General features: G+C 69.3%; 27 protein-coding genes. 11 read left to right on the forward strand and 16 right to left on the reverse strand.

The genetic code is table 11. From position 1 onward, the window contains the following. Positions 1 to 85: 85 nt before the first annotated feature. Both PKO50_RS32060 and sutA read left to right on the forward strand, forming a co-directional pair. Positions 86 to 511 (forward strand): secondary thiamine-phosphate synthase enzyme YjbQ, encoded by a 426-nt coding sequence (locus PKO50_RS32060; RefSeq protein WP_109934393.1) that lies wholly within the window; start codon positions 86 to 88, stop codon positions 509 to 511. A gap of 77 nt (positions 512 to 588) precedes the next feature. Next, entirely contained in the window at positions 589 to 909 is a 321-nt protein-coding gene (sutA, locus tag PKO50_RS32065) for a transcriptional regulator SutA (protein WP_275628262.1), read from the forward strand. 739 nt (positions 910 to 1,648) lie between these two features. Here sutA and PKO50_RS32070 read toward each other — a convergent pair. The 6 genes from PKO50_RS32070 to PKO50_RS32095 form a co-directional block, all read right to left on the reverse strand. After that, positions 1,649 to 2,341, reverse strand: a complete 693-nt coding sequence (locus tag PKO50_RS32070; protein ID WP_109932734.1) for an HAD family hydrolase — start codon at positions 2,339 to 2,341, stop codon at positions 1,649 to 1,651. Continuing rightward, positions 2,338 to 3,258 carry a tyrosine recombinase XerC gene (gene xerC / locus PKO50_RS32075; protein ID WP_275628263.1) on the reverse strand — a complete coding sequence of 307 codons (921 nt, stop codon included), beginning with the start codon at positions 3,256 to 3,258 and terminating at the stop codon, positions 2,338 to 2,340. Before xerC ends, PKO50_RS32070 begins: the two co-directional genes overlap by 4 nt. 82 nt (positions 3,259 to 3,340) lie before the next feature. After that, positions 3,341 to 4,042 (reverse strand): DUF484 family protein, encoded by a 702-nt coding sequence (locus PKO50_RS32080; protein WP_089390804.1) that lies wholly within the window; start codon positions 4,040 to 4,042, stop codon positions 3,341 to 3,343. 25 nt (positions 4,043 to 4,067) lie between these two features. Further along, entirely contained in the window at positions 4,068 to 4,898 is an 831-nt protein-coding gene (dapF, locus tag PKO50_RS32085; RefSeq protein ID WP_109932730.1) for a diaminopimelate epimerase, read from the reverse strand. A 10-nt stretch (positions 4,899 to 4,908) separates the two neighbouring features. Further along, positions 4,909 to 6,156, reverse strand: a complete 1,248-nt coding sequence (gene lysA, locus PKO50_RS32090; RefSeq protein ID WP_275628264.1) for a diaminopimelate decarboxylase — start codon at positions 6,154 to 6,156, stop codon at positions 4,909 to 4,911. Between the two features lie 11 nt (positions 6,157 to 6,167). Next, positions 6,168 to 6,308 carry a lipoprotein gene (locus PKO50_RS32095; RefSeq protein ID WP_009614052.1) on the reverse strand — a complete coding sequence of 47 codons (141 nt, stop codon included), beginning with the start codon at positions 6,306 to 6,308 and terminating at the stop codon, positions 6,168 to 6,170. Between the two features lie 385 nt (positions 6,309 to 6,693). Between PKO50_RS32095 and PKO50_RS32100 the strand changes: the two genes are divergently transcribed. From PKO50_RS32100 to rnk, 4 genes are all read left to right on the forward strand, one after another. Further along, positions 6,694 to 7,743 carry an AraC family transcriptional regulator gene (locus PKO50_RS32100; protein ID WP_109932724.1) on the forward strand — a complete coding sequence of 350 codons (1,050 nt, stop codon included), beginning with the start codon at positions 6,694 to 6,696 and terminating at the stop codon, positions 7,741 to 7,743. Positions 7,744 to 7,752: 9 nt separating this feature from the next. After that, the gene (gene cyaY, locus PKO50_RS32105; RefSeq protein WP_109932722.1) at positions 7,753 to 8,088 is read left to right on the forward strand and encodes an iron donor protein CyaY; all 336 of its coding nucleotides are present in this window, start codon (positions 7,753 to 7,755) and stop codon (positions 8,086 to 8,088) included. Then, positions 8,066 to 8,266 (forward strand): DUF1289 domain-containing protein, encoded by a 201-nt coding sequence (locus PKO50_RS32110; RefSeq protein WP_109932721.1) that lies wholly within the window; start codon positions 8,066 to 8,068, stop codon positions 8,264 to 8,266. The genes cyaY and PKO50_RS32110 overlap by 23 nt, the downstream gene beginning before the upstream one ends. Positions 8,267 to 8,374: 108 nt before the next feature. Then, positions 8,375 to 8,782 carry a nucleoside diphosphate kinase regulator gene (gene rnk / locus PKO50_RS32115; RefSeq protein WP_109932719.1) on the forward strand — a complete coding sequence of 136 codons (408 nt, stop codon included), beginning with the start codon at positions 8,375 to 8,377 and terminating at the stop codon, positions 8,780 to 8,782. A 38-nt stretch (positions 8,783 to 8,820) separates the two neighbouring features. Here rnk and PKO50_RS32120 read toward each other — a convergent pair whose 3' ends face one another. The 3 genes from PKO50_RS32120 to PKO50_RS32130 all read right to left on the reverse strand — a co-directional run bounded on the left by PKO50_RS32120 (position 8,821) and on the right by PKO50_RS32130 (position 12,368). Then, entirely contained in the window at positions 8,821 to 11,664 is a 2,844-nt protein-coding gene (locus PKO50_RS32120; RefSeq protein ID WP_109932717.1) for a class I adenylate cyclase, read from the reverse strand. Between the two features lie 133 nt (positions 11,665 to 11,797). Further along, positions 11,798 to 12,034 carry a TIGR02647 family protein gene (locus tag PKO50_RS32125; RefSeq protein WP_109932715.1) on the reverse strand — a complete coding sequence of 79 codons (237 nt, stop codon included), beginning with the start codon at positions 12,032 to 12,034 and terminating at the stop codon, positions 11,798 to 11,800. A 61-nt stretch (positions 12,035 to 12,095) separates the two neighbouring features. Then, positions 12,096 to 12,368 carry a hypothetical protein gene (locus tag PKO50_RS32130; RefSeq protein WP_109932713.1) on the reverse strand — a complete coding sequence of 91 codons (273 nt, stop codon included), beginning with the start codon at positions 12,366 to 12,368 and terminating at the stop codon, positions 12,096 to 12,098. 89 nt (positions 12,369 to 12,457) lie between these two features. Here PKO50_RS32130 and PKO50_RS32135 point away from each other — a divergent pair, with 89 nt between their 5' ends. Both PKO50_RS32135 and ppk2 read left to right on the forward strand, forming a co-directional pair. Further along, complete coding sequence (locus PKO50_RS32135; protein WP_275628265.1) at positions 12,458 to 13,444, forward strand: magnesium transporter CorA family protein; 987 nt, start codon at positions 12,458 to 12,460, stop codon at positions 13,442 to 13,444. A 219-nt stretch (positions 13,445 to 13,663) separates the two neighbouring features. Beyond that, entirely contained in the window at positions 13,664 to 14,551 is an 888-nt protein-coding gene (gene ppk2 / locus PKO50_RS32140) for a polyphosphate kinase 2 (RefSeq protein ID WP_256595812.1), read from the forward strand. A gap of 24 nt (positions 14,552 to 14,575) precedes the next feature. Here ppk2 and PKO50_RS32145 read toward each other — a convergent pair whose 3' ends face one another. Then, positions 14,576 to 15,343 carry a hypothetical protein gene (locus tag PKO50_RS32145; protein ID WP_275628266.1) on the reverse strand — a complete coding sequence of 256 codons (768 nt, stop codon included), beginning with the start codon at positions 15,341 to 15,343 and terminating at the stop codon, positions 14,576 to 14,578. Between the two features lie 225 nt (positions 15,344 to 15,568). Then, complete coding sequence (locus PKO50_RS32150; protein WP_275628267.1) at positions 15,569 to 16,264, reverse strand: Crp/Fnr family transcriptional regulator; 696 nt, start codon at positions 16,262 to 16,264, stop codon at positions 15,569 to 15,571. A gap of 79 nt (positions 16,265 to 16,343) precedes the next feature. Between PKO50_RS32150 and PKO50_RS32155 the strand changes: the two genes are divergently transcribed. Then, positions 16,344 to 16,868, forward strand: a complete 525-nt coding sequence (locus tag PKO50_RS32155) for an Mpo1-like protein (RefSeq protein ID WP_275628268.1) — start codon at positions 16,344 to 16,346, stop codon at positions 16,866 to 16,868. Positions 16,869 to 16,872: 4 nt separating this feature from the next. Here PKO50_RS32155 and PKO50_RS32160 read toward each other — a convergent pair whose 3' ends face one another. Continuing rightward, positions 16,873 to 17,661, reverse strand: coding sequence for a helix-turn-helix domain-containing protein (locus PKO50_RS32160; protein ID WP_275628269.1), 789 nt, complete (start codon positions 17,659 to 17,661; stop codon positions 16,873 to 16,875). A gap of 129 nt (positions 17,662 to 17,790) precedes the next feature. On the opposite strand from PKO50_RS32160, the gene PKO50_RS32165 reads away from it, so the two are divergent. Beyond that, positions 17,791 to 18,195, forward strand: coding sequence for a hypothetical protein (locus PKO50_RS32165; protein ID WP_109932700.1), 405 nt, complete (start codon positions 17,791 to 17,793; stop codon positions 18,193 to 18,195). Positions 18,196 to 18,231: 36 nt separating this feature from the next. Here PKO50_RS32165 and PKO50_RS32170 read toward each other — a convergent pair whose 3' ends face one another. Both PKO50_RS32170 and PKO50_RS32175 read right to left on the reverse strand, forming a co-directional pair. Next, positions 18,232 to 18,822 (reverse strand): 2-hydroxychromene-2-carboxylate isomerase, encoded by a 591-nt coding sequence (locus PKO50_RS32170; RefSeq protein WP_275630559.1) that lies wholly within the window; start codon positions 18,820 to 18,822, stop codon positions 18,232 to 18,234. A 32-nt stretch (positions 18,823 to 18,854) separates the two neighbouring features. Next, positions 18,855 to 19,598 carry an SDR family oxidoreductase gene (locus tag PKO50_RS32175; RefSeq protein WP_275628270.1) on the reverse strand — a complete coding sequence of 248 codons (744 nt, stop codon included), beginning with the start codon at positions 19,596 to 19,598 and terminating at the stop codon, positions 18,855 to 18,857. A gap of 99 nt (positions 19,599 to 19,697) precedes the next feature. Here PKO50_RS32175 and PKO50_RS32180 point away from each other — a divergent pair, with 99 nt between their 5' ends. Then, positions 19,698 to 20,270, forward strand: coding sequence for a TetR/AcrR family transcriptional regulator (locus PKO50_RS32180; protein ID WP_275628271.1), 573 nt, complete (start codon positions 19,698 to 19,700; stop codon positions 20,268 to 20,270). Between the two features lie 346 nt (positions 20,271 to 20,616). On the opposite strand, the gene PKO50_RS32185 is transcribed toward PKO50_RS32180, so the two are convergent. Together PKO50_RS32185 and cysW are read right to left on the reverse strand one after the other, a co-directional pair. Then, positions 20,617 to 21,606 (reverse strand): sulfate ABC transporter ATP-binding protein, encoded by a 990-nt coding sequence (locus tag PKO50_RS32185; protein WP_089390825.1) that lies wholly within the window; start codon positions 21,604 to 21,606, stop codon positions 20,617 to 20,619. A gap of 3 nt (positions 21,607 to 21,609) precedes the next feature. Then, positions 21,610 to 22,482 (reverse strand): sulfate ABC transporter permease subunit CysW, encoded by an 873-nt coding sequence (cysW, locus tag PKO50_RS32190; protein ID WP_109932692.1) that lies wholly within the window; start codon positions 22,480 to 22,482, stop codon positions 21,610 to 21,612. Between the last annotated feature and the right edge of the window lies 1 nt (position 22,483).

Raw genomic sequence — 22,483 nt, forward strand, 5'->3', positions numbered from 1 at the left:
ACGAAGGGCGCCCTCGGGCGCCCTTTGTTTTTTTCTGCGCTTCGCTAGAATGCGCCCCGATCGGTAGCCAACAGGAGGCCCCGCCATGTGGAAGCAGACCCTGATCACCCTGCGCCCGCGGTCGCGCGGTTTCCACCTGGTCACCGACGAGGTGCTGGCGGCATTGCCGGACCTGGCGCATTGCCGGGCCGGCCTGCTGCACCTGCTGTTGCAGCACACCTCGGCGTCGCTGACGCTGAACGAGAATGCCGACCCCTCGGTCCGGCGGGACTTCGAGCGATTCTTCAATCGCCTGGTGCCGCAGGGCGAGCGTGGCTACGAGCACGATTACGAAGGGCCGGACGACTTGCCCGCGCACTTCAAGGCCAGCCTGCTGGGCTGCCAGCTGACCCTGCCGGTCAGCGCCGGGAGACTGGCGCTGGGCACCTGGCAGGGCATCTACCTGGGCGAACACCGCGATCACGGCGGGCCGCGCAAGGTGCTGGCGACCCTGCAGGGCGAGGCTCTGTGAATTTTTTCCGGCAGCGTTCGTCAAAGCGCGCGGCTGGGCTATAACTAACCTGCTTTGCAGCACCACGAGGTTGAATAATGAGCGACGAAGAACTGGAACAAGACGAGTTGGAAAGCGGCGACGAGGACGACGGCGAGGAGTTGGCTGCAGCTGACGATGGCGACGCCGAAGGCGAAGCCGACGAGGCCCCGGCTTCCTCTGGCGGCAAGAAAGCCAAGGCAGTCGTAGAAGAAGAGGAACTGCCCTCGGTCGAGGCCAAGCAGAAAGAGCGCGACGCCCTGGCCAAGGCCATGGAAGACTTCCTCTCCCGTGGTGGCAAGGTCCAGGAGATCGAGCCCAACGTGGTCGCCGATCCGCCGAAGAAGCCGGACAGCAAATACGGCAGCCGCCCTATCTGAGGGCGACGTCGTGAAAAAGCCCGCCCTCCCCGCCAGGGGAGCGGCGGGCTTTTTCTTTGTGACGGCCTGTGGGGGCGGGCAGGTGGTGAGGTGCCGTTCCTGCAGGGGCGGCTTTTCGTAGGAGCGAGCTTGCTCGCGAACAGTGGTTACCGGTGACGTAGGTGTTGGGTTCAAGAGCGCCCTCTCCCCAACCCTCGGCTGCGCGCCCCGCCCTGAAGGGAGAGGGGGCTGTCCTGAGCGAAGGGAGAATCCTGAGTCATCCTGAAACGCCTAACCACCCCCCGTCATTTCCGCGAACGCGGGAGTCCAATAACGGCGGTTCGCGAGCAAGCTCGCTCCTACGAAGAGCAGTGCCGCTGTTGATTTTGGACTTCCAGAGAAACAACCGAGCGCACCGGAACGCCCCTTCAGAAGGCCGAGCGAAACCGGCGCTCAGGAGGTCATGCGACATGGATGTCGCTAGAGCCCCGATCAGCACAGGGACGTGCTGTCGGGGCGGGCCTCCGTGGCGGGGGAATTCGTGAGGGTAGCCCGGCTTCATCGGGCCCGTATGTCGGGGCAAGCCTTTTTGGTTCCTTTTTGCGGGGGTGGCCTTCCACCGTTTGACAAAAGGGACTCGCCCGAGGGGGCGAAACGAGAGATATCAACGCACTCGGTGCGGCGCGCTACACCAAGCCTCAAGCCAATTGGGTTTCCGAGTTCGCGGAAACGGCGGATAACGCCTGGGGCGTCATCCGCCCTACAGGCGCGCCAGCACCCCGGGCAGTTCCGCGAGGCTGTGGATGATCGCGCTGGGGGCTTCCTCGCCGTCCCAGGCCTTGCGCGCCGGGTTGAACCAGATGGCCTGCAGGCCGGCGCGGCGGGCGCCGGCGATGTCGTCGCTGGGGTGGTCGCCGATGTGCACTGCCTGCTGCGGTGCCACGCCGGCGCGCTTGAGCGCTTCCTGGAAGGGTTTCGGGTCGGGCTTGCCGATGCCCAGTTCCTCGGCGCACAGGGCGAACTGGAAGTAGTCGGCCAGGCCCAGGCGGCGCACGTCGGCGTTGCCGTTGGTGAGCACGCCGAGGATGAAGCGGTTGGCCAGGGCTTCCAGTGTCGGGTGCACTTCGGGGAACAGGCTGACCTGGTGGCGCGCGTGGAGGAAGACCTGGAAACCGGCCTCGGCCAGGTCCGCCGCTTCCGCCTGTGGATAACCGGCGTCGAGCAGGGCGTGCAGGAGGATGCGCCGGCGCAGTTCGCTCAGGCGGTGCCTGAGCATCGGGTCCTGCTGCATCAGCCGTGCGCGGATCGCCCACAGGTGCTCGATGGGCACCGGGCCGAGCTGCGCGGCGTTCGCCGCCAGCCACTCGCGCAGGGTGGCCTCGGCGCTGTTCATCACCGGGGCGACATCCCAGAGGGTGTCGTCGAGGTCGAAGGTGACCAGCTGGATACTCATTCCTCGGCTCCTGTATCGCTGTCTTTCCTGCCGCGCCGGGCGCGGGGGTGGGCCTGGTCGTAGACCTTGGCCAGGTGCTGGAAGTCCAGGTGGGTGTAGATCTGCGTGGTGGCGATGTCGGCGTGGCCGAGCAGCTCCTGCACCGCGCGCAGGTCCTGGGAGGATTCCAGGATATGGCTGGCGAAGGAATGCCGCAGCATGTGCGGGTGCAGGTGCTGGCCCAGCTCGCGCACGCCGGCCTGGCGCACGCGCAGCTGCACGGCGCGCGGCGTCAGGCGCTTGCCGCTGTGGCCGACGAACAGCGCGCGGTCGGCCGGGCGGGCCTGCTCGCGCAGCGGCAGCCAGTCCTCGATGGCCTGGCGCGCGGCGCGCCCCACCGGCAGCTCGCGGACCTTGTTGCCCTTGCCGAGCACCCGCACCAGGCCGGCGGACAGGTCCAGGCCGTCGAGGTCCAGGCCGACCAGTTCGGACAGGCGCAGGCCGGAGGAGTAGAACAGCTCCAGCATGGCCTGGTCGCGGCGGGCGATGAAGTCGTCCTCCAGGGCGCCGTCGAGCAGTTGCCCGGCGCGGTCGGCATCGAGGGTGCGCGGCAGCTTGCGCGCGGCCTTGGGCGCGGCCAGGCCGTCGGCGGGGTTGTGCCGGCAGCGGCCCTCGCGGATCAGGTACTGGTAGAGCCCGCGCACCGCCGAGAGCAGCCGCGCCAGGCTGCGGCTGGCCAGGCCTTGTGCATGCAGGCGGGCGACCTGCGCGCGCAGCTCGCGCACCTGCAGGTCGGCCCAGTCGGCGATGCCGTTCTTCTCGCACAGCGCCACCATCTTGAGCAGGTCGCGCTGGTAGCCGGCGAGGGTATGCGCGGACACCTGGCGCTCGCTGCGCAGGTGTTCGAGAAAGGCATCGATGTCAGCTACAAGCTTCAAGCTTCAAGCTCCAAGTGAAAAGCCCGGCTTCCACCGCGTCGCTCTGCTTGCGGCTTGAAACTTGAGGCTTGCCGCCGCCTTTCTAGCGTACCGACCGCAGCGGCGTGGAGAAGCGCGGCAGGACGCGGGCCAGGACCTCGGCCACGTAGCCGAGGAACAGGGTGCCGAGGGAGCTCTTGTAGTGCTGCGGGTCCGGGCTGCCGATGGCCAGCACGCCGTGCAGGCCCTGGTAGTTCAGCGAGACCACCGCCGCCGAGCCGACGCCGTCGCGCTCGGCTTCGCCGAACAGGAAGGCCAGCTCGTGGGGGCGCAGCACGCCGCACACGGTCTTGCCGCCGGAGAGCAGGCCACCGATGGCCTGGTGCGCCTCGGCGCTGCTCACCGAGCGGCCCACCGGCAGGTTGTTGTCGCTGAACAGGATGAAGCTGACGTAGGGCACCTGGAATTCGTGGCGCAGGCTGTCTTCCACGGTGCTGACCACGTCTTCCAGGCTGGTGGTGTCGAGCAGGTCGAGCACCAGGCGGCGGGTCTTGTCGAACAGCCGGTCGTTGTCGCGGGCCACGTCCATCAGCTGCGCCAGGCGGTGGCGCATCTCGATGTTGCGCTCGCGCAGCAGGCGCACCTGGCGCTCCACCAGCGAGACGGCGTTGCCGCTCTCGTGGGGGATGCGCATCTCCGGGATCAGCTCGTCGTGCTCGACGAAGAATTCGGGATGCTGGCGCAGGTACTCGGCGACCTGTTCGGCATCCAGCGGCGGGCGGTGTTCCGGGCTGTTCTCGGTCATGGGCGTCTCGGCTTGGCGTCTCGGGTTACAGGCGGACCTGGCCTTCGTACACCCGCACGGCGGGCCCGGTCATCATAACCGGCTGGCCGGGGCCTGCCCACTCGATGTTCAGGCGGCCGCCCGGCAGGTCGATCTGCACCGGCGAGCGCAGCCAGCCCTGGCGGATGCCGGCCACCGCGGCGGCGCAGGCGCCGGTGCCGCAGGCCAGGGTCTCGCCGACGCCGCGTTCCCACACGCGCAGGCGCGCATGGTTGGCGTCGAGCACCTGCAGGAAGCCGATGTTGGCCTTGGCCGGGAAGCGCGGGTGCACCTCCAGTTGCGGGCCCAGGGTGCGCACCGGGGCGGTGTCGACGTTGTCCACCCGCAGCACGCCGTGGGGGTTGCCCATGGAGATGGCGGCCAGTTCGACGCTCTGCCCGTCGACGTCCACGGTGTAGCTGGTGGCCTCGGCGTCGGCGACGAAGGGCACCTGTTCCGGCGCCAGGCGCGGCGCGCCCATGTCCACGGTGACCTGGCCGTCGTTGGCGACGCTGAGCTCGATGATGCCGCCCTTGGTCTCGACGCGGATGGTCTTCTTCATGGTCAGGCGCTTGTCCAGCACGAAGCGGGCGAAGCAGCGCGCACCGTTGCCGCACTGTTCCACTTCGCTGCCGTCGGCGTTGAAGATGCGGTAGCGGAAGTCGACGTCGGGGGTGCCCGGCGGCTCGACGATCAGCAGCTGGTCGAAGCCGACGCCGGTGTTGCGGTCGCCCCAGGTCTTGACGTGGCGGGGCAGCACGTGGGCGTGCTGGCTGACCAGGTCGAGGACCATGAAGTCGTTGCCCAGCCCGTGCATCTTGGTGAAGCGCAGTAACATGGTCTCGGCCTCACTCCGGCAGCAGGCTTTCGCCGGCGTAAAGCTCCTGGACGGTCTCGCGGCGGCGCACCTCGAAGGCCCGCTCGCCATCCACCAGCACCTCGGCGGCGCGGCCGCGGGTGTTGTAGTTGGAACTCATGACGAAACCATAGGCGCCAGCCGAGCGCACCGCCAGCAGGTCGCCTTCCTCCAGGGCCAGCTCGCGGCCCTTGGCGAGGAAGTCGCCGGTCTCGCAGATGGGGCCGACCAGGTCGTAGGTGCGTTTCTCGCCAGCGCGCGGGACGACCGGGCTGACTTCCATCCAGGCCTGGTACAGCGCCGGGCGGATCAGGTCGTTCATCGCCGCGTCGATGATGGCGAAGTCCTTGTGCGCGGTGTGCTTGAGATACTCCACGCGGGTCAGCAGCAGGCCGGCGTTGGCCACGATGTAGCGGCCCGGCTCGAACACCAGGGTCAGCTGGCGGCTGCCCAGGCGCTCGCGGATGGCGCGGATGTAGTCGCTGGCCGGCGGCGGGGTTTCGTCGCGGTAGCGCACGCCCAGGCCACCGCCCAGGTCCAGGTGGCGGATGAGGATGCCGCGCGCGGCCAGGCGGTCGACCAGCGCCAGCAGGCGGTCGAGGGCGTCGAGGAAGGGCTCGAGCTGGGTCAGCTGCGAGCCGATGTGGCAGTCAACGCCCTTCACGTCCAGGTTCGGCAGCTCGGCGGCGCGGGCGTAGATGGCCTCGGCATCGTCGATGTCGACGCCGAACTTGTTCTCTTTCAGCCCGGTGGAGATGTAGGGGTGGGTCTGGGCGTCCACGTCCGGGTTCACCCGCAGCGACACCGGCGCCTTGACGCCCAGTTCCGCGGCCACTTCCTGCAGGCGCTCCAGCTCCATGGTGGATTCGACGTTGAAGCAGTGCACGCCCACTTGCAGGGCGCGGCGCATGTCCTCGCGGGTCTTGCCGACGCCGGAGAACACCACCTTGGCCGGGTCGCCGCCGGCGGCCAGCACGCGTTCCAGCTCGCCGCGCGAGACGATGTCGAAGCCCGAGCCCAGGCGCGCCAGGACGTTCAGCACGGCCAGGTTGGAGTTGGCCTTGACCGCGAAGCAGACCAGGTGCGGCAGGCCCTGCAGGGCGTCGGTATAGGAACGGAACTGCTGCTCGATGTGAGCGCGCGAGTAGACGTAGGTGGGCGTGCCGAAGCGCTCGGCGATGGTCGACAACGCCACGCCTTCCGCGAACAGTTGCCCGTCACGGACGTTGAATGCCTCCATGTGCTGCTCCCTTACAGACCGTAGCGGTCCTTGCTGTGCTTGCTTTGGGCTTGCTGGTCGTCCGGCAGGTAGAGCGGGCCTTTCTGGCCGCAGCCGGCGAGCGCGGCGCTGAGCACGGCGAGCGCGACGAAGGGAAGAAGCAGTCGCTTCATGGCGGAATCCTTGTGATCAAAGCGTAATTGGACCGGAGTATACCGGCCCCCCGGCGCCTTGCCTATGCAACCAGGCTCCCGCCCGGCGGGCCTTGCAAAGGGGCTGGGGGGGCTGCTCGCAGCCGCGACGGCGCCTGTTCCAGCGCGAGTACGGCACCTGCCGCGACCCCGTCGCGCAGTCATACGATGGATGGGCGGCGGCGCGCCGGAACAGTCCCGTCCCTTCGGGTTGCGCGGAAAATGCCGCCATGCGTCGTTGCGGGACTTGGCAAGGGGCGACCATTCCCGGCGTCCCGCGTCTAGCCTGACGACATTTTTCGCAGCAACGCGGTTTGCGATCAGCCCCCGCCAGCCCCTAGCATCTGAAGGAAAAAACGGAGGATCCATGCAAGCCCCCGTCCCACTCGCCGGCTCCATCTCCATCGCCTACGTGCAGGGCCTGGTGGACCATCTCGAACGTCGCGGCGTCGCGCCGCAGCGGCTGCTGGCCGGCGTCCAGCTCGACCCGGCGGTCCTCGACCAGCGCGAGGCGCGCATCGCCGCCAGCGTCTATGTCGACCTGCTGGAGCTGGGCCTGGCGCTGAGCGGCGACGCCGACCTCGGCCTGCACCTGGGCGAGGCGGTGCGCCCCGGCCACTTCGGCGTGCTCGGCTACCTGCTGATGAGCTGCGCGACCCTCGGCGACGCCCTGCACCGCCAGGCCCGCTACGCCGAGCTGGTGGGCAGCCTGGGCCGCGTCGAACTGGCCGACGAGCCGCCGCGCGCCGGCCACGAGCCGCTGGTGCGGCACAGCTGGGAGCCGTTGCTGCCGCGCCAGCAGCGCCAGCTGGCGGAGGAGACCCTGGCCTGCTGGCTGCGTTTCGGCCACTGGATCAGCGGCCGCGACCAGGCACCGCTGGAGGTGCGCTTCCGCCACCCGGCGCCGGCCGACATCGCCGAGCACCGGCGCATCTTCCGCTGCCCGGTGCTGTTCGGCCAGGCGGACAACGCCCTGGTGTTCCCCCGGCGCCTGCTGGCGCTGCCCCTGGAGCAGGCCGACAGCCAGATCCAGCGTACCCTCGACGCCTACGCCGGGCGCCTGCTGGAGAGCATCCGCCGTGGCGACGGCGTGCTCGAGCGGGCCCGCCAGTGCCTGGCCGAGCGCCTGCCGGAGCAGGCGGTCGACCTCGAGGCCCTGGCCGGCGAGCTGGCCCTGAGCCCGCGCACCCTGCAGCGCCGCCTGCGCGACAGCGGCCTGTCGTTCAGCCGCCTGGTGGACGAGACGCGCCAGCAACTGGTGCTGCACCACCTGCGCGACCCGGCGCTGGAGCTGGCCGACGTCGCCAGCCTGGTCGGCTTCAGCGAGACCGGCTCGCTGGCGCGGGCTTTCCGCCGCTGGACGGGGCAGAGTCTCGGGCAATACCGGCGTACACTGCAGCCTTTGGCAGATTCCTGAGGACAATGCATGAGCAGCATGAGCGAAGCCCGTTTCCACGACCTCGTCGACGAGGTACAGACCACGGTGGAAGACGCCTTCGATGACAGTGACCTGGACGTGGACCTGGAAAACTCCGGCGGCGTGCTGACCGTGCGCTTCGAGAACGGCAGCCAGCTGATCCTCAGCCGCCAGCCGGTGCTGCGCCAGCTGTGGGTGGCGGCGCGCTCCGGCGGTTTCCACTTCGACTACGACGAGTCCGGCAGCCTGTGGCTGAGCGACAGCACCCGCGAGCCGCTGGGCGCGCTGCTCAACCGGGCGACCCTGGAGCAGGCGGGTACGGATGTCGAGTTCCCCGGCCTCTGAGGCGCCGGTGCCCTCGCCCTGCTGCCGGCGCTGCTGCCTGGACGAGGGCGACGTCTGCCTGGGCTGCGGCCGCAGCCTGGCGGAGATTCTCGAATGGAACCAGGCCGATGGCGAGCGCCGCCGGCAGATCGTCGAGGCCGCCCTGGCGCGCCGCAAACCGCTGTGGCCGTACCCCTGAGCGGGTGGCCTTGCTTATTCGCGGCACTGTGTTAGTGTCCGCTGAAAACCCCGCCTTGGGCGGGGTTTTTCTTTTTTCGATCCACTGCCAAGGAGTCTGCCGGCCATCATGACCACCGCACCGTCCATCACCGTTACCCGTCTCGACCTGCAACGTCTGGAGCGCCTGCTCGACAGCCTGGATGAGTACGGTCCCGCCGCCGAAGCGCTGGAAGCCGAGCTGTCCCGCGCCAACGTGGTCGGCCACGACGAGGTGCCGCCGGGCGTGGTGACCATGAATTCCACGGTGCGCTGCCGCGAGGAAGGCAGCGGCAAGGAGTACCTGCTGACCCTGGTCTACCCGGAAGACGCCGGCGGCGAAGGCAAGGTGTCCATCCTGGCGCCGGTGGGCACCGCGCTGCTGGGCCTGACCGTCGGCCAGAGCATCGACTGGCCGGCCCCGGGCGGCAAGACCCTCAAGCTGAGCCTGCTGGACATCACCTATCAGCCCGAGGCCGCCGGCGACTACAACCGCTGAGGCCTCCCGGCGATGGACGCAGGCCCCGGGGCCGCGCTTCAGGCATCGGCCAGGGCCTGGTTCAGCGCGCTTTCCAGGCGCTGCTTGTAGCGCAGGTAATGGATGCTCTGCAGCGCCGGCTCCGCGGCCACCGCCGACAGGTCGAGGTCGGTGATGTAGCAGGGGTAGCGCTCCTGCCCGCGGCGCTGGGCGAGGATGTGCCGGGCCACGGCCTGGAACAGCCCGGCGCCGTACTCCAGTTCGGAGAATTCGCGGTGGTTGCAGTACAGGGTGATGCGCGACCGCTGTCCGGCCCCCGGCTCGACGATCGCCTGGACGTTGTAGTAGGGCCGCTCCTGTGCGCTCGGCGGTACGCTGCGGCGCTCCACCCGGCGAGCCCGTCCGCGGCCGGCCGGTAGCAATTCGTAATAAAGAATTTCCTGCACCGGCTGCGCCTCGCCCAGCGGCAGCTGCGCGCTGCGCCGGTAGAGCATGGCCTGGAGGAAGCGCTGCAGCGGCACCAGCAGGGTCTGCTCGTCGTCGCAGGCCTGGCGGCCGTGCCACAGGGAATTGCGTTCATCCAGCAGGTAGAGCGCGGCCTGGCCCTCGTCCAGGCGGTAGACCACCTGCAGGCAGCCGGGGCGGCCGAGCGGCAGCACCAGTGCCAGGTCCTCGCCTTCCAGGGCGTGGCGGTCCAGGTGCAGCGGGCTGTAGGCGCCCTGGCGCTCGCCCAGGTGTTCGAGCAGGGCCGGCAGGTCGGCCAGGCTCTGGTGGCTGACCTGGCCCGGCTGCAGGCGCAGCAGGTGGTACTGCTGGCGGATCTGCAGCAGGTAGCGGCCGCCGTTGCCGCTGGCCAGCTGGGTGTAGGCGTCCTGGAACAGTTCCTCGACGCGCTGGGCGATGGCCGCCGCGCGGTTGCGGCAGAAGCAGCGCACCAGCAGGCGCGGCGGCGCGGCGTCGGCGGGCAGGGCGTTGAGGAAGTCGCGCAGGCAGTCGAGCAGCGCGCCGGGGCCGGTGTAGCGGCTGACCAGCAGTTCGTTCCAGCTGTTCAGGGTGACCTGGTCGAGGGTCAGCACCAGGTTGTCGCGCATCCCGGAATAGCCCAGCGCGTCGGTGCGCCCGCTGGTCATGTGCAGGTTGGCCTGGCTGTGCTGGCGCAGCGGGTCGAGGCCGACGTTCACCAGGATCAGCACGCTGGCGGGGGCGCTGGGGCGCAGCAGGGCGCTTTCGGCCACTTCCTCCAGGGGCATGGGCATGGCCTGTTGCAGGCCGAGCAGCAGGTTGCCCAGCTCGTGCTCGCTCAGGTCGCTGTCGCCGGGCTGCAGCGACAGCCGGGTGCCGCCGTCGATCACGCCGTTGCGGTGGCTCCAGGCCAGCAGCTCGACCAGCTCGCGGGCGCGCTTGAGCGGCGCGTAGTCGGCCAGCTCGGCGCCGGTCAGGTTGCCCGGGAACAGCGCCCAGGAACCGCCCTCGGCGGCGTTGCCGGCGGGCAGGCGGGCGAGGGTGAGGAGGTCTTCGCCCAGGTCCGGGGCGATGCCCGGGTTGATGTGCTCGACCTTGCCGGCCTTGCGCTCGAAGGCGGCGTACAGGCGCCGGCCGAGCACGCCCAGGTCGCGCGGGTCGATGCCGCTGGCGGCCTGCTGCTGGCGGGCGAAGCGCGACAGGAAGCGGTAGCTGAAGGTCAGTTCGTTGACCAGGGCACGGCGCTCCAGGGTGACCTGGCGCACCTTCCACTGGCTGCGCGCGTCGAGCAGGCCGAGCACCCGCTCGTCCCAGCCCCAGGCGCCGGCCAGGCGCTCCATCAGCAGGCGCTGCCAGCTCTTGCGGCCCTGCTGCGGGCGGCGGCTGAGCTTCTTGCCGACCTTCAGGTACAGGCAGCGGCGCACCAGCTCCAGGCGCTCCTGCTCGCCGCGGGCGGCCAGGTATTCCTCCAGGCGCCGGTAGAGCAGGATGTACGGGTCCAGGTCGTCCAGCGCCAGGCGCCCGGCGTACACCTCGGCCTTGAAGCGCAGGGCCAGGCAGGCGACCTGCGGGTGCTCGCTGGCGTAGACCTCGCTGAGCAGCAGCTTGAGCACCGCCTTGTAGGGCGAGGAGATGCCCTTGAACAGCTGCCACATGCCCGAGCCGACGAACTCGCCGGGCGGGATGTGCGCCAGGTGGCCGAGGTCGAGGACCTCCTCGTGGCGGATGAAGCGCTTGCTCAGCAACTGCTCGACGTAGTCGCGGTAGCGGCCTTCCTCGTACACCGGCACCAGCCACCACAGCGGTGTGCGGCCGCCGAGCCAGATGGCGGTGCGGTAGAACTCGTCGAGCAGCAGGTAGTGCTGGCTGGTGCCGCAGTCGTCGGAGGTCAGCCGGGCGTTGCGCGCGCCGCTGACGAAGCCGCGCGGGTCGATAAGGAAGCAGTGCACCTCGGCGCCCTGGCTGGCGGCCCAGCGCTCCAGCAGCTCGCACTTGCGCTGCAGCTCGGCCACCGCGCCGGGCGCGAGCCCGGGGGCGTGGCAGACCCACAGGTCGAGGTCGCTCCGCTCCTCCTGGGCCACCGTGCCCAGGCTGCCCATCAGGAACAGCCCGTGGATCGGCAGGTCGGCCTCGCCGCGGCGCGGCTTGTAGGCGAACGAGCGGGTCAGGCGCTGGGCCTCGGCCAGCAACTCGTCGTCGGGGACGAAGCCGCACAGCCCCGCCGGGGTGGCGCCGGAGACGTAGCCGGGCAGCAGCGGATGGTTGACGTCCAGCAGCAGCGGCAACAGGCGCAGCACCAGCTGCTGGCGGCTCGACAGCGCGGCCATGGCGCGCTCCAGGCGCCCCTGGTTGACCGCCAGGAAGCGCTTGCGCAGGCGCGCCAGGACCTTGCGGTCGATGCCGTCGTCGATGTCCGGACGAATCTCGTGGGTGAAGGTCATGGCCTGCCGCGGTCAGCTGTCGGGCGGGCATGGCTGAATGCCATTACCCTGTGCTCTGCACTGTATATCGACCGCGGCGGGGCTGTCCTTAAGGGATTGGGGGAGGGCCGCCGATGGATGGCGGCCGCACGGCTCAGGCAGGCTTGAGGATGCCCAGCAGCACCTGGGCGTGTTCGGCGGCGTCCAGCCCCAGGCTGGTCAGGTAGCCGCCGTCGGGCTGGTCTATCAGGCCCTTGGCGTGCAGCCGCCCGGCCGCGGCGACGGCCGTCGGGCCCGCATCATGGTGGATCTTCAGGCCCGCCTGGGTGTTCTCGAGATCGAACAGGGCAAGCAATTCCAGTTCCGCTACCAGCTCTTGGGTGAAGGCCATGGCGACTCCTCGGTGGCGATGTGGCCCCAGTTTAGCCACAGCCACCCCGCCGTCGGCAAGCTCATTCCTCGCCGGGCAGCTGCGGCAGATCGCGCAGGGCCTGCTCGTACCAGGCGCCGTCGAAGGCGCGGTCCTCGGCGAGCATCGCCTGGATCTCGTGGGCCAGCACCATGGCCATCATCTCCAGGGCCTCCTCGCGCTCGTAGCCGACCAGGGTCAGCTTGTTGAATACCGCGCGGGCCGCCGCCGGTTCGCCGCCTTCGATCTGGTTCTCGATGGCCTGGATCAGGGTTTGCGCCGCGAAGGATTCTTCGCTGTCGTCGATGTCGCTCATGCCGGGTGGCTCCGTGCGGGCTTGTGCAGCCGGGGGAAGTTGTCCAACCTGCGCTGACCTGGATGGCCGCAGAAGGACGCGGATGCGACATGATCACCTATTACACCCTCGACGGCGACCGTCTGCAGCGCCACGCCGGCGAGGTCGGCGCGGCCATGCCGCCGGGCACGCTGTGGATCGACCTGCTGCACCCCACCGAGGAGGAGGAGCGCGCGCTGGAGTCCTTCATCGAAGTGGATGTGCCGACCCGCGAGGAAATGGCCGAGATCGAGGACTCCTCGCGCTTCTACGAGAACAAGGGCGCGCTGTACATGACCACCTCGGTGGTCAGCGGCATCCGCGAGCACCGGCCGACCACCGCGGAGGTCACCTGCGTGCTCACCCCGCAGTGGCTGGTGACGGTGCGCTACGCCGACGTGCTGTCGTTCCGCACCTTCGAGACGCGGGTGCAGCGCAGCGGCTGCAAGGGCACCAGCGACCTGCTGTTCGTCAGCCTGATGGACGCGGTGGTCGACCGCATCGCCGACGTGCTGGAGTCGGTGCAGGGCCAGCTGGACACGCTGTCGCGGGACATCTTCACCGACCACGGCGAGCTGCCCCGCTCCCGCGTGCCCAAGACCGACCTGCAGCAGATCGTCAAGCACCTGGGGCGGATGAACTCGCTGCTGTCCAAGCTCAACGAGAGCCTGCTCAGCGTCAGCCGGCCGCTGGCCTACTTCCGCCAGAGCGGCAACGGCAACGCCTGGATCAGCGAGGAGGCGCGCCTGGGCATGAAGTCGGTGGAGCGCGACGTGCGCTCGCTGGGCGACTACCAGTCGAAGATGTCCGCGGAGATCACCTTCCTGCTCGACGCCACCCTGGGCCTGATCAACATCGAGCAGAACAGCATCATCAAGGTGTTCTCCATCGCCGCGGTGCTGTTCCTGCCGCCGACCCTGGTGGCCAGCGTGTACGGCATGAACTTCCAGCACATGCCGGAGCTGGCCTGGGCGGCCGGCTACCCCATGGCGCTGGTGGGCATGGTGGTCTCGGCGATCATCCCCTACCTCTGGTTCAAGTACCGCGGCTGGCTGTAGCACCGGCGGGGCGCGCCTGGCGTTGACGTCGATCAAGAACGCCGTGCGCGGCGGCTAGCACAGTGGAGGGATTACCCGCCCGTCTCACAGGAGGAGACCATGCCGCAGCCCGACACCAAGACCCCGCCCGTCCTCGCCGCCCTGGAGGCCCCGACGCCGACCCGCGGCGGCGAGGAAATCCGCGCCCAGAGCCATGGCCCCGTCGCCCTCACCGTGGCCATGGCGCCGCGCGGCAGCAACGAGGATTCCGGCTCCGCCGGCCTGCCCTCGGCCTACCCCTACCGCAAGCGCCTGCAGCGCAAGGAGTACGAGGCGCTCAAGGCGCAGTTGCAGGTGGAGCTGCTGAAGGTGCAGAGCTGGGTGAAGGAGACCGGGCAGCGCATCGTGGTGCTCTTCGAGGGCCGTGACGCCGCCGGCAAGGGCGGCACCATCAAGCGCTTCATGGAGCACCTGAACCCGCGTGGCGCGCGGGTGGTCGCCCTGGAGAAGCCCAGTAACGCGGAAAGCGGCCAGTGGTACTTCCAGCGCTACATCCAGCACTTGCCCACCGCGGGGGAAATGGTCTTCCTCGACCGCTCCTGGTACAACCGCGCCGGCGTCGAGCGGGTGATGGGCTTCTGCACGCCGCGCCAGTACCTGGAGTTCATGCAGCAGACGCCGGAACTGGAGCGCATGCTGGTGCGCAACGGTATCCATCTGTTCAAGTACTGGTTCTCGGTCAGCCGCGAGGAACAGCTGCGGCGCTTCGTGTCGCGCCGCGACGACCCGCTCAAGCACTGGAAGCTGTCGCCGATCGACATCCAGTCGCTGGACCGCTGGGACGACTACACCCAGGCCAAGGAGGCGATGTTCTTCCACACCGACACCGCCGACGCGCCCTGGGTGGTGGTCAAGTCCGACGACAAGAAGCGCGCGCGGCTGAACTGCCTGCGCCACTTCCTGCACACGCTGGACTACCCCGGCAAGGACCTGGCCATCGCCCACGCCCCCGACCCGCTGCTGGTGGGGCGCGCGGCCCAGCTGGACCGCGACGAGCTGGCGCGCCCGCATGTCGCGCCGTCGGCGGTGCCGGCGGTCGAGGCCGGCGAGCCCGCACCGGCGGCCTGAGGGGCTGCCGGGCAAGCGCTCGCCTCACTGGGCCTGGCTGAGCCGCATGAGCTGGTCGGTCAGCTCGCGGGCGTGGCGCTCGACGATGATCGGCGCCCAGGGCCGGCCGGAGGTGCTGACCAGGGCGTTGCTCTTGCTGTTCATGTCGCCCAGGGCCGTGCCCAGGTAGTTCCAGCGTGTGTGCAGCTTCTTCTCGGCATCCCCGGGCGGCAGGCGGCCGATGTCCTTGTCGATCAGCGGCAGCAGCACGCTCTCGTCCTGGCCGAGGTAGCTCTGCGGCGCCTCGCGGGCGATTTCCAGGCCGCCCAGGTAGGCGCGGCCGAGGTATTGCACGGCGAGGTACTCCACCCGTGCCGGCAGTTGCCACAGCGGCAGCTCGCCGGGCTTGGCCGGCGGCGGTACGAAGCGCTCGACCTGGCCGAGGAAGTCGCGCAGGGCGCGGCTGAGGTCCTTGGAATAGGTCCAGGGCAGGTCCTCTTCCCTGGGACCATAGGTGGTGCCGGCGCGGACCTGGCCCAGCAGTTCCTGGTAGGCCTTGCGCAGGCCGTCGTCGGCCTTGGCGTAGCCCTTGACCGCGGCATCCAGGGCGGCCAGGTCGGCCTTCAGCTGGTTGGCGTGGACTTCCTGGAAGCCTTCGCCGCGCAGCAGCATCAGGCTGCCCAGGGCCCGGCAGGCGTTGACCTGCATGCCCTGCAGCTGCAGCTCGTCGCTGGGCAGGTTGGCCCGGGCGGGCAGGGTGAACAAAGCGAACAGACACAGGAACAGGTACTGCAGGAGATGCTTGCGGTTCATGGCGGGAATTTCCCTGTTGTTCTTGTTGGCCGCCTGGCCACGCCGGCGATGGGCGTGGCGGGTTCGCGGATTGCGCCGGCCGTGCCTGGCCGGCCGGCGCCCTGCGCGGGGGCGCCGAACCGGGGCGCGCTCCCCCGGCGCCCCGCCCCGTGATCCGGGGCTTGCAACAGGCTAGCGGCTAGGCGGGCCGGTGCAACCATCCGAAAGAGTGATTTGCCAACGCCGTCATGCCGGATCGCCGGCGGCCAGGCGCAGGCCGTGGGCGTCGAGGATCTCGATGCCGGCATAGCTCAGGCGCAGCACGCCGCGGGCCTCCAGCTCCTTGAGCAGGTGGTTGGTGGTCTGCCGCGACAGCCCGAGCATGGCCGCCAGCTGTTCCTGGGGCAGGTGCAGCTCGCGCTGGCTGGCCTGGGCCTCGCCGTAGCTGGCGGCCAGCATCAGCAGGCGCCGCGCCAGGCGTTGCGCGGCCGGCAGCAGGGCCTGCTCCTCCAGCACGGTGAAGGCCAGGCGCAGCTTGTGGCTCATCAGCAGGGCGAAGTCGCGCCAGTACTGCGGCTTCTCGGCCAGCAGCGCCTGCAGTGCCGGCAGCGGCACCTGCAGCAGGGTGGTGGGGCCTTCGGCGTAGGCGTCGTGGGTGCGCGGCTGGCCGTCGAACAGGCAGATCTCGCCGAACCAGTTGGGCGCTTCCACCAGCGCCAGCAGCGCCTCCTTGCCGCTGGCGCCCACTGCGCCGACGCGCATCCGCCCTTCGACCACGCAGTACAGCCCGCAGGGGGCGTCGCCGCGGGCGAACAGGCGCTGCCCGGCGGGCAGGCGGCGGACGATGGCGGCCTGGCCGAGGGCTTCGCGCAGTTCGGCGGGCAGGCCGTGGAACCAACGGCCGGAGGCGATGCGTTGCAGGCAGTCGGTGGTGTCGGGCATGGGCTTTGTCGGCTAGTTGACAGAGTGGTACGGCAGTCCAAGCCATGATGCCAGTACTTTGCCCGAGAACGACAGAACAATGAAAACACTCGTCGACCACCTGGCGCAGTACGCGGCCTACCACCGCGACCGGCGCAACATCCTCAGCCACTTCATCGGCATCCCGATGATCGTCCTGTCCATCGCCGTGCTGCTGTCGCGCCCGGGCCTGGAGGTTGGCGGCCTGCTGCTGGCCCCGGCGACCCTGCTGGCGCTGGCCTCCCTGGTGTTCTACCTGCGCCTGGACCTGCGCTTCGGCGTGCTCATGGGCGTGCTCCTGGCGCTGTCGCTGTGGACCGGCGCGGTGCTGGCCGCGGGTACCACCGCCAGCTGGCTGGCCTGGGGCATCGGCCTGTTCGTGGTGGGCTGGGTGATCCAGTTCGTCGGCCACTGGTACGAGGGACGCAAGCCGGCCTTCGTCGACGACCTGGTGGGGCTGATCGTCGGCCCGCTGTTCGTCGCCGCCGAGGCGGCCTTCCTGCTCGGCCTGCGCGACGAGGTGCGCAGCGCCGTCGAGGAACGCGCCGGGCCGACCTGCATCCGCGAGCGCAAGGCCGCGGCCTGAGGCCCTAGCCCGTGCCGGTGAGCCGGCGCAGGATGTCCGCGCTGCGCGCATCGGCGGGGAAGAAGGTCTCCAGCGCCAGTTCCGAGAGGGTCACGTCCACCGGCGTGCCGAACACCGTGATGGTGCCTATCAGGCTGAGCACGCCCAGTTCGGTGCGCAGCTCCACCGGTATCAGCACCATGTCGCCGCTGGCCTGTTCCTCGTGGGGCGGCGCCGGGTAGCCCGCCAGTTCGTCGCGCAGGGCCTGCAGCTGCGGGTCGCCGCTGGCTTCGATGTCCCGCTGCAGGCGCGCCATCACGTGGGCCTTCCACGGCCCCAGGTTGAGGATGTTCGGCGCCAGGCCCCGCGGGTGCAGGCTCATGCGCAGCACGTTGCAGGGCGCGGCGAGCAGGTCGGGGGCCACGCCGATGAGGAAGACGCCCACCGCGTGGTTGGAGGCCAGCAGGTTCCAGTGGCGGTCCACCACCATCGCCGGGTTAGGCTCGTGGGCCTTGAGCAACTGGTCGATGGCCTGGCGCGCCACGGTCAGCGCCGGGTCGTCCAGCGCCCGCTCGGAATACACCGGCGCATAACCGGCGGCGCCGAGCAGGCGGTTGCGCTCGCGCAGCGGGATGTCCAGCTGCTCGGCCAGGTGCAGGAGCATCTCGCGGCTGGGCAGGGCGCGGCCGGTCTCGACGAAGCTCAGGTGGCGCGTGGAGATGTCCGCGTCGCAGGCCAGGTCGAGCTGGCTGAGGCGGCGGCGCTGGCGCCACTGGCGCAACAGGGCGCCGACGGGAAGGGTTTGGCTGTCCATGGCAACGAACGATAGACCTGCCGCCGGTGCACGGCCATTACCTGGCAGGTAATCGACGCTGTGCCCGCCGCGGCGGATTCTGCAGCCAGGCGCCGCGGACCGGCGGCGCTTCGTCCAGGAGGATTCGCCATGACTCTGCTGCAACCGTCCCCGCTGCTCCGCCGTTCCCTGCAACTCGACGCCCTCGCCAGCGGCGCCACCGGCCTGCTGCTGGCGCTGGCCGCCAACCCCTTGAGCGGGCTGTTCGGCCTGCCCGCCGCGCTGCTGATGGTGGCCGGCATCGTGCTGCTGCCCTTCGCCCTGGTGCTGGCCTGGATGGCCAACAGCGAACTGCTGTCGCGCACCGGCGTCTGGGCGGTGATCGCCGCCAACCTGCTGTGGGTGCTGGAAAGCCTGTTCCTGCTGCTCAGCGGCTGGGTGCAGCCGAGCGTACCGGGCTGCGCCTTCGTCATCGGCCAGGCGCTGGCGGTCGGGGTGCTCGCCGAACTGGAGTTCTTCGGCCTGCGCCGCTCCGCCGTGCCCCATGGCCTGTGATGGGCGAAGGGCGGCCCCGCGGGGCCGCCCGCCGCTTCAGGCCAGCGCCTCGCGGACGAAGTCCAGGCGGTCCTGGCCGAAGAACATCTCGTCGCCGACGAACATGGTCGGCGCGCCGAACATGCCGCGCTTGATGGCCGCCTCGGTGTTGGCCTTGAGCGCGTCCTTCACTTCCTGCTCGGCGCTCAGCGCCAGCAGCGCCTGCGGGTCGAAGCCGGCCTCGGCCAGCAGCGGGCCCAGCACCGCCGCATCGCCCAGGTTCAGGGCGTCCACCCACATGCCCTTGAACACGCAGGCCAGCAGCGCCTCGAAGCGTTCCGGCTGGCGCAGTTGCACGCCGGTGGCGGCGCGCATCAGCAGCAGGGTGTTGATCGGGAAGTGCGGGTTCATCTTAAGCGGCACGCCGTAGCGGCGGGCGAAGCGCGCGATGTCGATCAGGGTGTAGCGGCCCTTGGCCGGCACGGCGATGGGCGAGGCGTTGCCGGTGGCCTGGAACACCCCGCCCAGCAGCACCGGGCGGTACACCAGTTCGGCGCCGGCCTTGGCGCAGATGCCCGGCAGTTGGGTGTAGGCCAGGTAGGAGGTGGGGCTGCCGAAGTCGAAGTAGAACTCGACGCTCTTGCTCATGGGGTGATCTCTCTTGTCGTGGTAGTCGGGATTCACCAGCGCTCGATCCAGGGGCGCAGATCCAGTTCGAAGGTCCAGGCGTCGCGCGGCTGGCTGTGCAGGTACCAGTAGTTGTCGGCGATGTGCTCGGGATCGAGGATGCCGTCCTGGTCCTTCAGCGCGTACTTCTGCGGGAAGTTGTCGCGGATGAAGTCGGTGTCGATGGCGCCGTCCACCACCACGTGGGCCACGTGCAGGCCCATGGGCCCCAGTTCGCGGGCCATGCTCTGGGCCAACGCGCGGATGCCGTGCTTGGCCCCGGCGAAGGCGGCGAACCCGGCGGCGCCGCGCAGCCCGGCGGTGGCGCCGGTGAACAGCAGGGTGCCGCGCTTGCGCGCGACCATGCGCCGGGCCACCGCCTGGCCGGTGAGGAAGCCGGAGAAGCAGGCCATTTCCCAGATCTTGAAGTACTTGCGCGCGGTCTCGTCGAGGATGCTGCAGGGCACGTTGGCGCCGATGTTGAAGACGAAGGCCTCGATGGGGCCGATGTCGCGCTCGATGGTTTCCACCAGTTCCGCCACCTGCTCTTCCTTGCGTGCGTCCGAGGCGAAGCCGTGGGCCTCGCCGCCTTCGGCGCGGATGGCGTCGACCAGCGGCTGCAGCTTGTCGGCCGAACGCCGGGTGACGCAGGCGACGTAGCCCTCGCGGGCGAAGCGGCGGGCGATGGCGCCGCCGGTGGCGTCGCCGGCGCCGATGACCAGCACCACTTTCTTGTCGTTGGGGGAGGCAGCGCTCATGGTCCGTTTCCTCTTTTCGTTATAGGTAAACGATCGTTTGGTAAACGAACGTTATGTTATGCTTCCGACAGCCGTCAAGCCGTTTTCGGAGCCCACGCCATGCGTTACTCAGCCAGCCACAAGGAAGAAACCCGCCAGCGCCTGCTGGAGAGCAGCGGCGCCATCGCCAAGCGCGAGGGCTTCGCCAGCGTCGGCGTGGACGCGCTGATGAAGGCGGTGGGGCTGAGCGGCGGCGCCTTCTACAACCACTTCCCGTCCAAGGATGCGCTGTTCGCCGCCATCGTCGAACGCGAACTGACGCGCAGCGCCGAACGCCTGGGCAAGGCCGGCGACAGCCAGGGCCGCGAGCGCCTGGAGCGCTGCCTGCAGCGCTACCTGACGCTGGCCCACGTGCAGAACGTCGATGGCGGTTGCGCCATTCCCGCCCTGGGCGCGGAGATCGCCCGTGCCGACGAGCCGTTGCGCGGCACGGTGGAGGCGGCGATGCTCGGGCTGCAGCAGGCCTGGGCGGAGGAGCTGGGGAGTGCGGAGGATGCGTGGGCGATGCTTGCCCAGTGTGTGGGGGCGTTGTTGCTGGCGCGGATAACGGCCAGTGAGGAGACGCAGCGGGCGATCATCGAGTCGAGTAAAGCGTTCCTGCTGCGGCGGTTGGAGGATGGGGTTTCTTCGTAGGAGCGAGCTTGCTCGCGAATGGTGTTCGCCGGTTGCTTGGGTGCTGAATTTGAGCCCGTTCCCTCTCCCCAGCCCTCTCCCTGAAGGGAGAGGGAGCTAGTCCGTGCCGGCGCGAAGGCCGTGCCTCATGGAGGTATCGGGCTTTATGCGTAGCATCAGGGAGAGCTGAAATAGCAGAGCACGCCGAACGGCCCCCTCTCCCTTCAGGGAGAGGGTTGGGGAGAGGGGCGGAGTCAACCCAAAGCACCGTAGCCAGAGGGACACGCCATTCGCGAGCAAGCTCGCTCCTACGAAAAGCCCCGGGCCTTGGAGGCCGCATCAAGCAACCCCCCGAAGAAGCAGCGGCTCAGATGTTCGCCACCTGCTGGTAGGCCTTGGGCTTGAAGTACAGCGTCTCGCCGCGGGCCAGGCCCACCAGGCTGTCGTGGTCCTTGACCACTTCGGCCTCGATCAGCTCGTCCTGGCCGTCCACCTTCAGCGTCACCCGGGTGATGGCGCCCAGCGGGCGGATGTCGCGGACTTCGGCGGCGCGGTGGGCTTCCACCGCCTGGCGCGACAGCGACACTTCGTGCGGGCGGAACAGCACGTGCTCGTCGTTGCCCAGGTGCAGGCGGTTGGAGTCGCCGAGGAAGTGGTAGACGAAGTCGCTGGCCGGGTTCTCGTAGACCTCGCCGGGCGAGCCGATCTGCTCGATCACGCCCTTGTTCATCACCACGATACGGTCGGCCACTTCCATGGCCTCTTCCTGGTCGTGGGTGACGAACACGGAGGTGAGGTTGATCTCCTCGTGCAGGCGCGCCAGCCAGCGGCGCAGCTCCTTGCGCACCTTGGCGTCGAGGGCGCCGAAGGGTTCGTCCAGCAGCAGGATCTTCGGTTCCACCGCCAGCGCGCGGGCCAGCGCGATACGCTGGCGCTGGCCGCCGGAAAGCTGTTCCGGGTAGCGGTCGGCGAGCCAGTCCAGCTGCACCATGTTCAGCAGCTCGTGGACCTTCTCGGCGATGCGCGCCTCGCTGGGGCGTTCCTTCTTCGACTTCATGCGCAGGCCGAAGGCGACGTTGTCGAACACCGTCATGTGGCGGAACAGCGCGTAGTGCTGGAACACGAAGCCGACGTTGCGGTCGCGCACGTCGTGCTGCGAGACGTCCTCGCCGTGGAACACGATGTTGCCGGCGTCCGGGGTCTCCAGGCCGGCGATGATCCGCAGCAGGGTGGTCTTGCCGCAGCCGGAGGGGCCGAGCAGGGCCACCAGCTCGCCGCTGTGGATGTCCAGGTTGATGTCATTGAGCGCCTTGAAGGCGTTGAAGTTCTTGCTGACGTTACGGATTTCGATACTCATGGCTTATTCCTCGTCAGCTTTGACTTTCAATCGGGACAGGCGCGACTCGCTCCACTGCTTGAGCAGCAGGATGACCAGGGCCATCAGCAGCAGCAGGGTGGCGATGCTGAAAGCGGCGACGTGATTGTATTCGTTGTAGAGGATCTCGACGTGCAGCGGCAGGGTGTTGGTGACGCCGCGGATGTGCCCGGAGACCACCGATACCGCGCCGAACTCGCCCATCGCCCGCGCGGTGCACAGCACCACGCCGTAGATCAGGCCCCATTTGATGTTCGGCAGGGTGACGTGCCAGAACATCTGCCAGCCGTTGGCGCCGAGCAGGCGCGCGGCCTCTTCCTCCTGGGTGCCCTGTTCCTGCATCAGCGGGATCAGCTCGCGGGCGACGAAGGGGAAGGTGACGAAGATGGTCGCCAGGACGATGCCGGGCACGGCGAAGACGATCTGGATGTCGTGGTCGCTTAGCCAGGGGCCGAAGTAGCCCTGGGCGCCGAACAGCAGCACGTAGATCAGGCCGGCGATCACCGGCGAGACCGAGAACGGCAGGTCGATCAGGGTCACCAGGATGCTCTTGCCGGGGAACTCGAACTTGGTCACGCACCAGGCGGCGGCCACGCCGAACACCAGGTTCAGCGGCACCGAGATGCCCACGGCGATCAGTGTCAGCTTCAGCGCGGCCAGGGCGTCGGGCTCGAGGATGGCCTCGAAGAAGGTGCCGAAGCCCTGCTTCAGCGCCTCGCTCAGGACCACGTAGAGCGGCAGCAGCAGGAACAGGGCGAAGGCCAGCCAGGCCAGGCCGATGAGCAGCCGGCGGCCCCAGGGGTTGCCACGCCGGGCGGCGTTCGCCGCTTGTGCGGTGGAAAGCGTTGCGGAACTCATG

The sequence above is a fragment of the Pseudomonas sp. 273 genome, assembly GCF_029201425.1.
Classification (GTDB): Bacteria; Pseudomonadota; Gammaproteobacteria; order Pseudomonadales; family Pseudomonadaceae; genus Pseudomonas; species Pseudomonas delhiensis.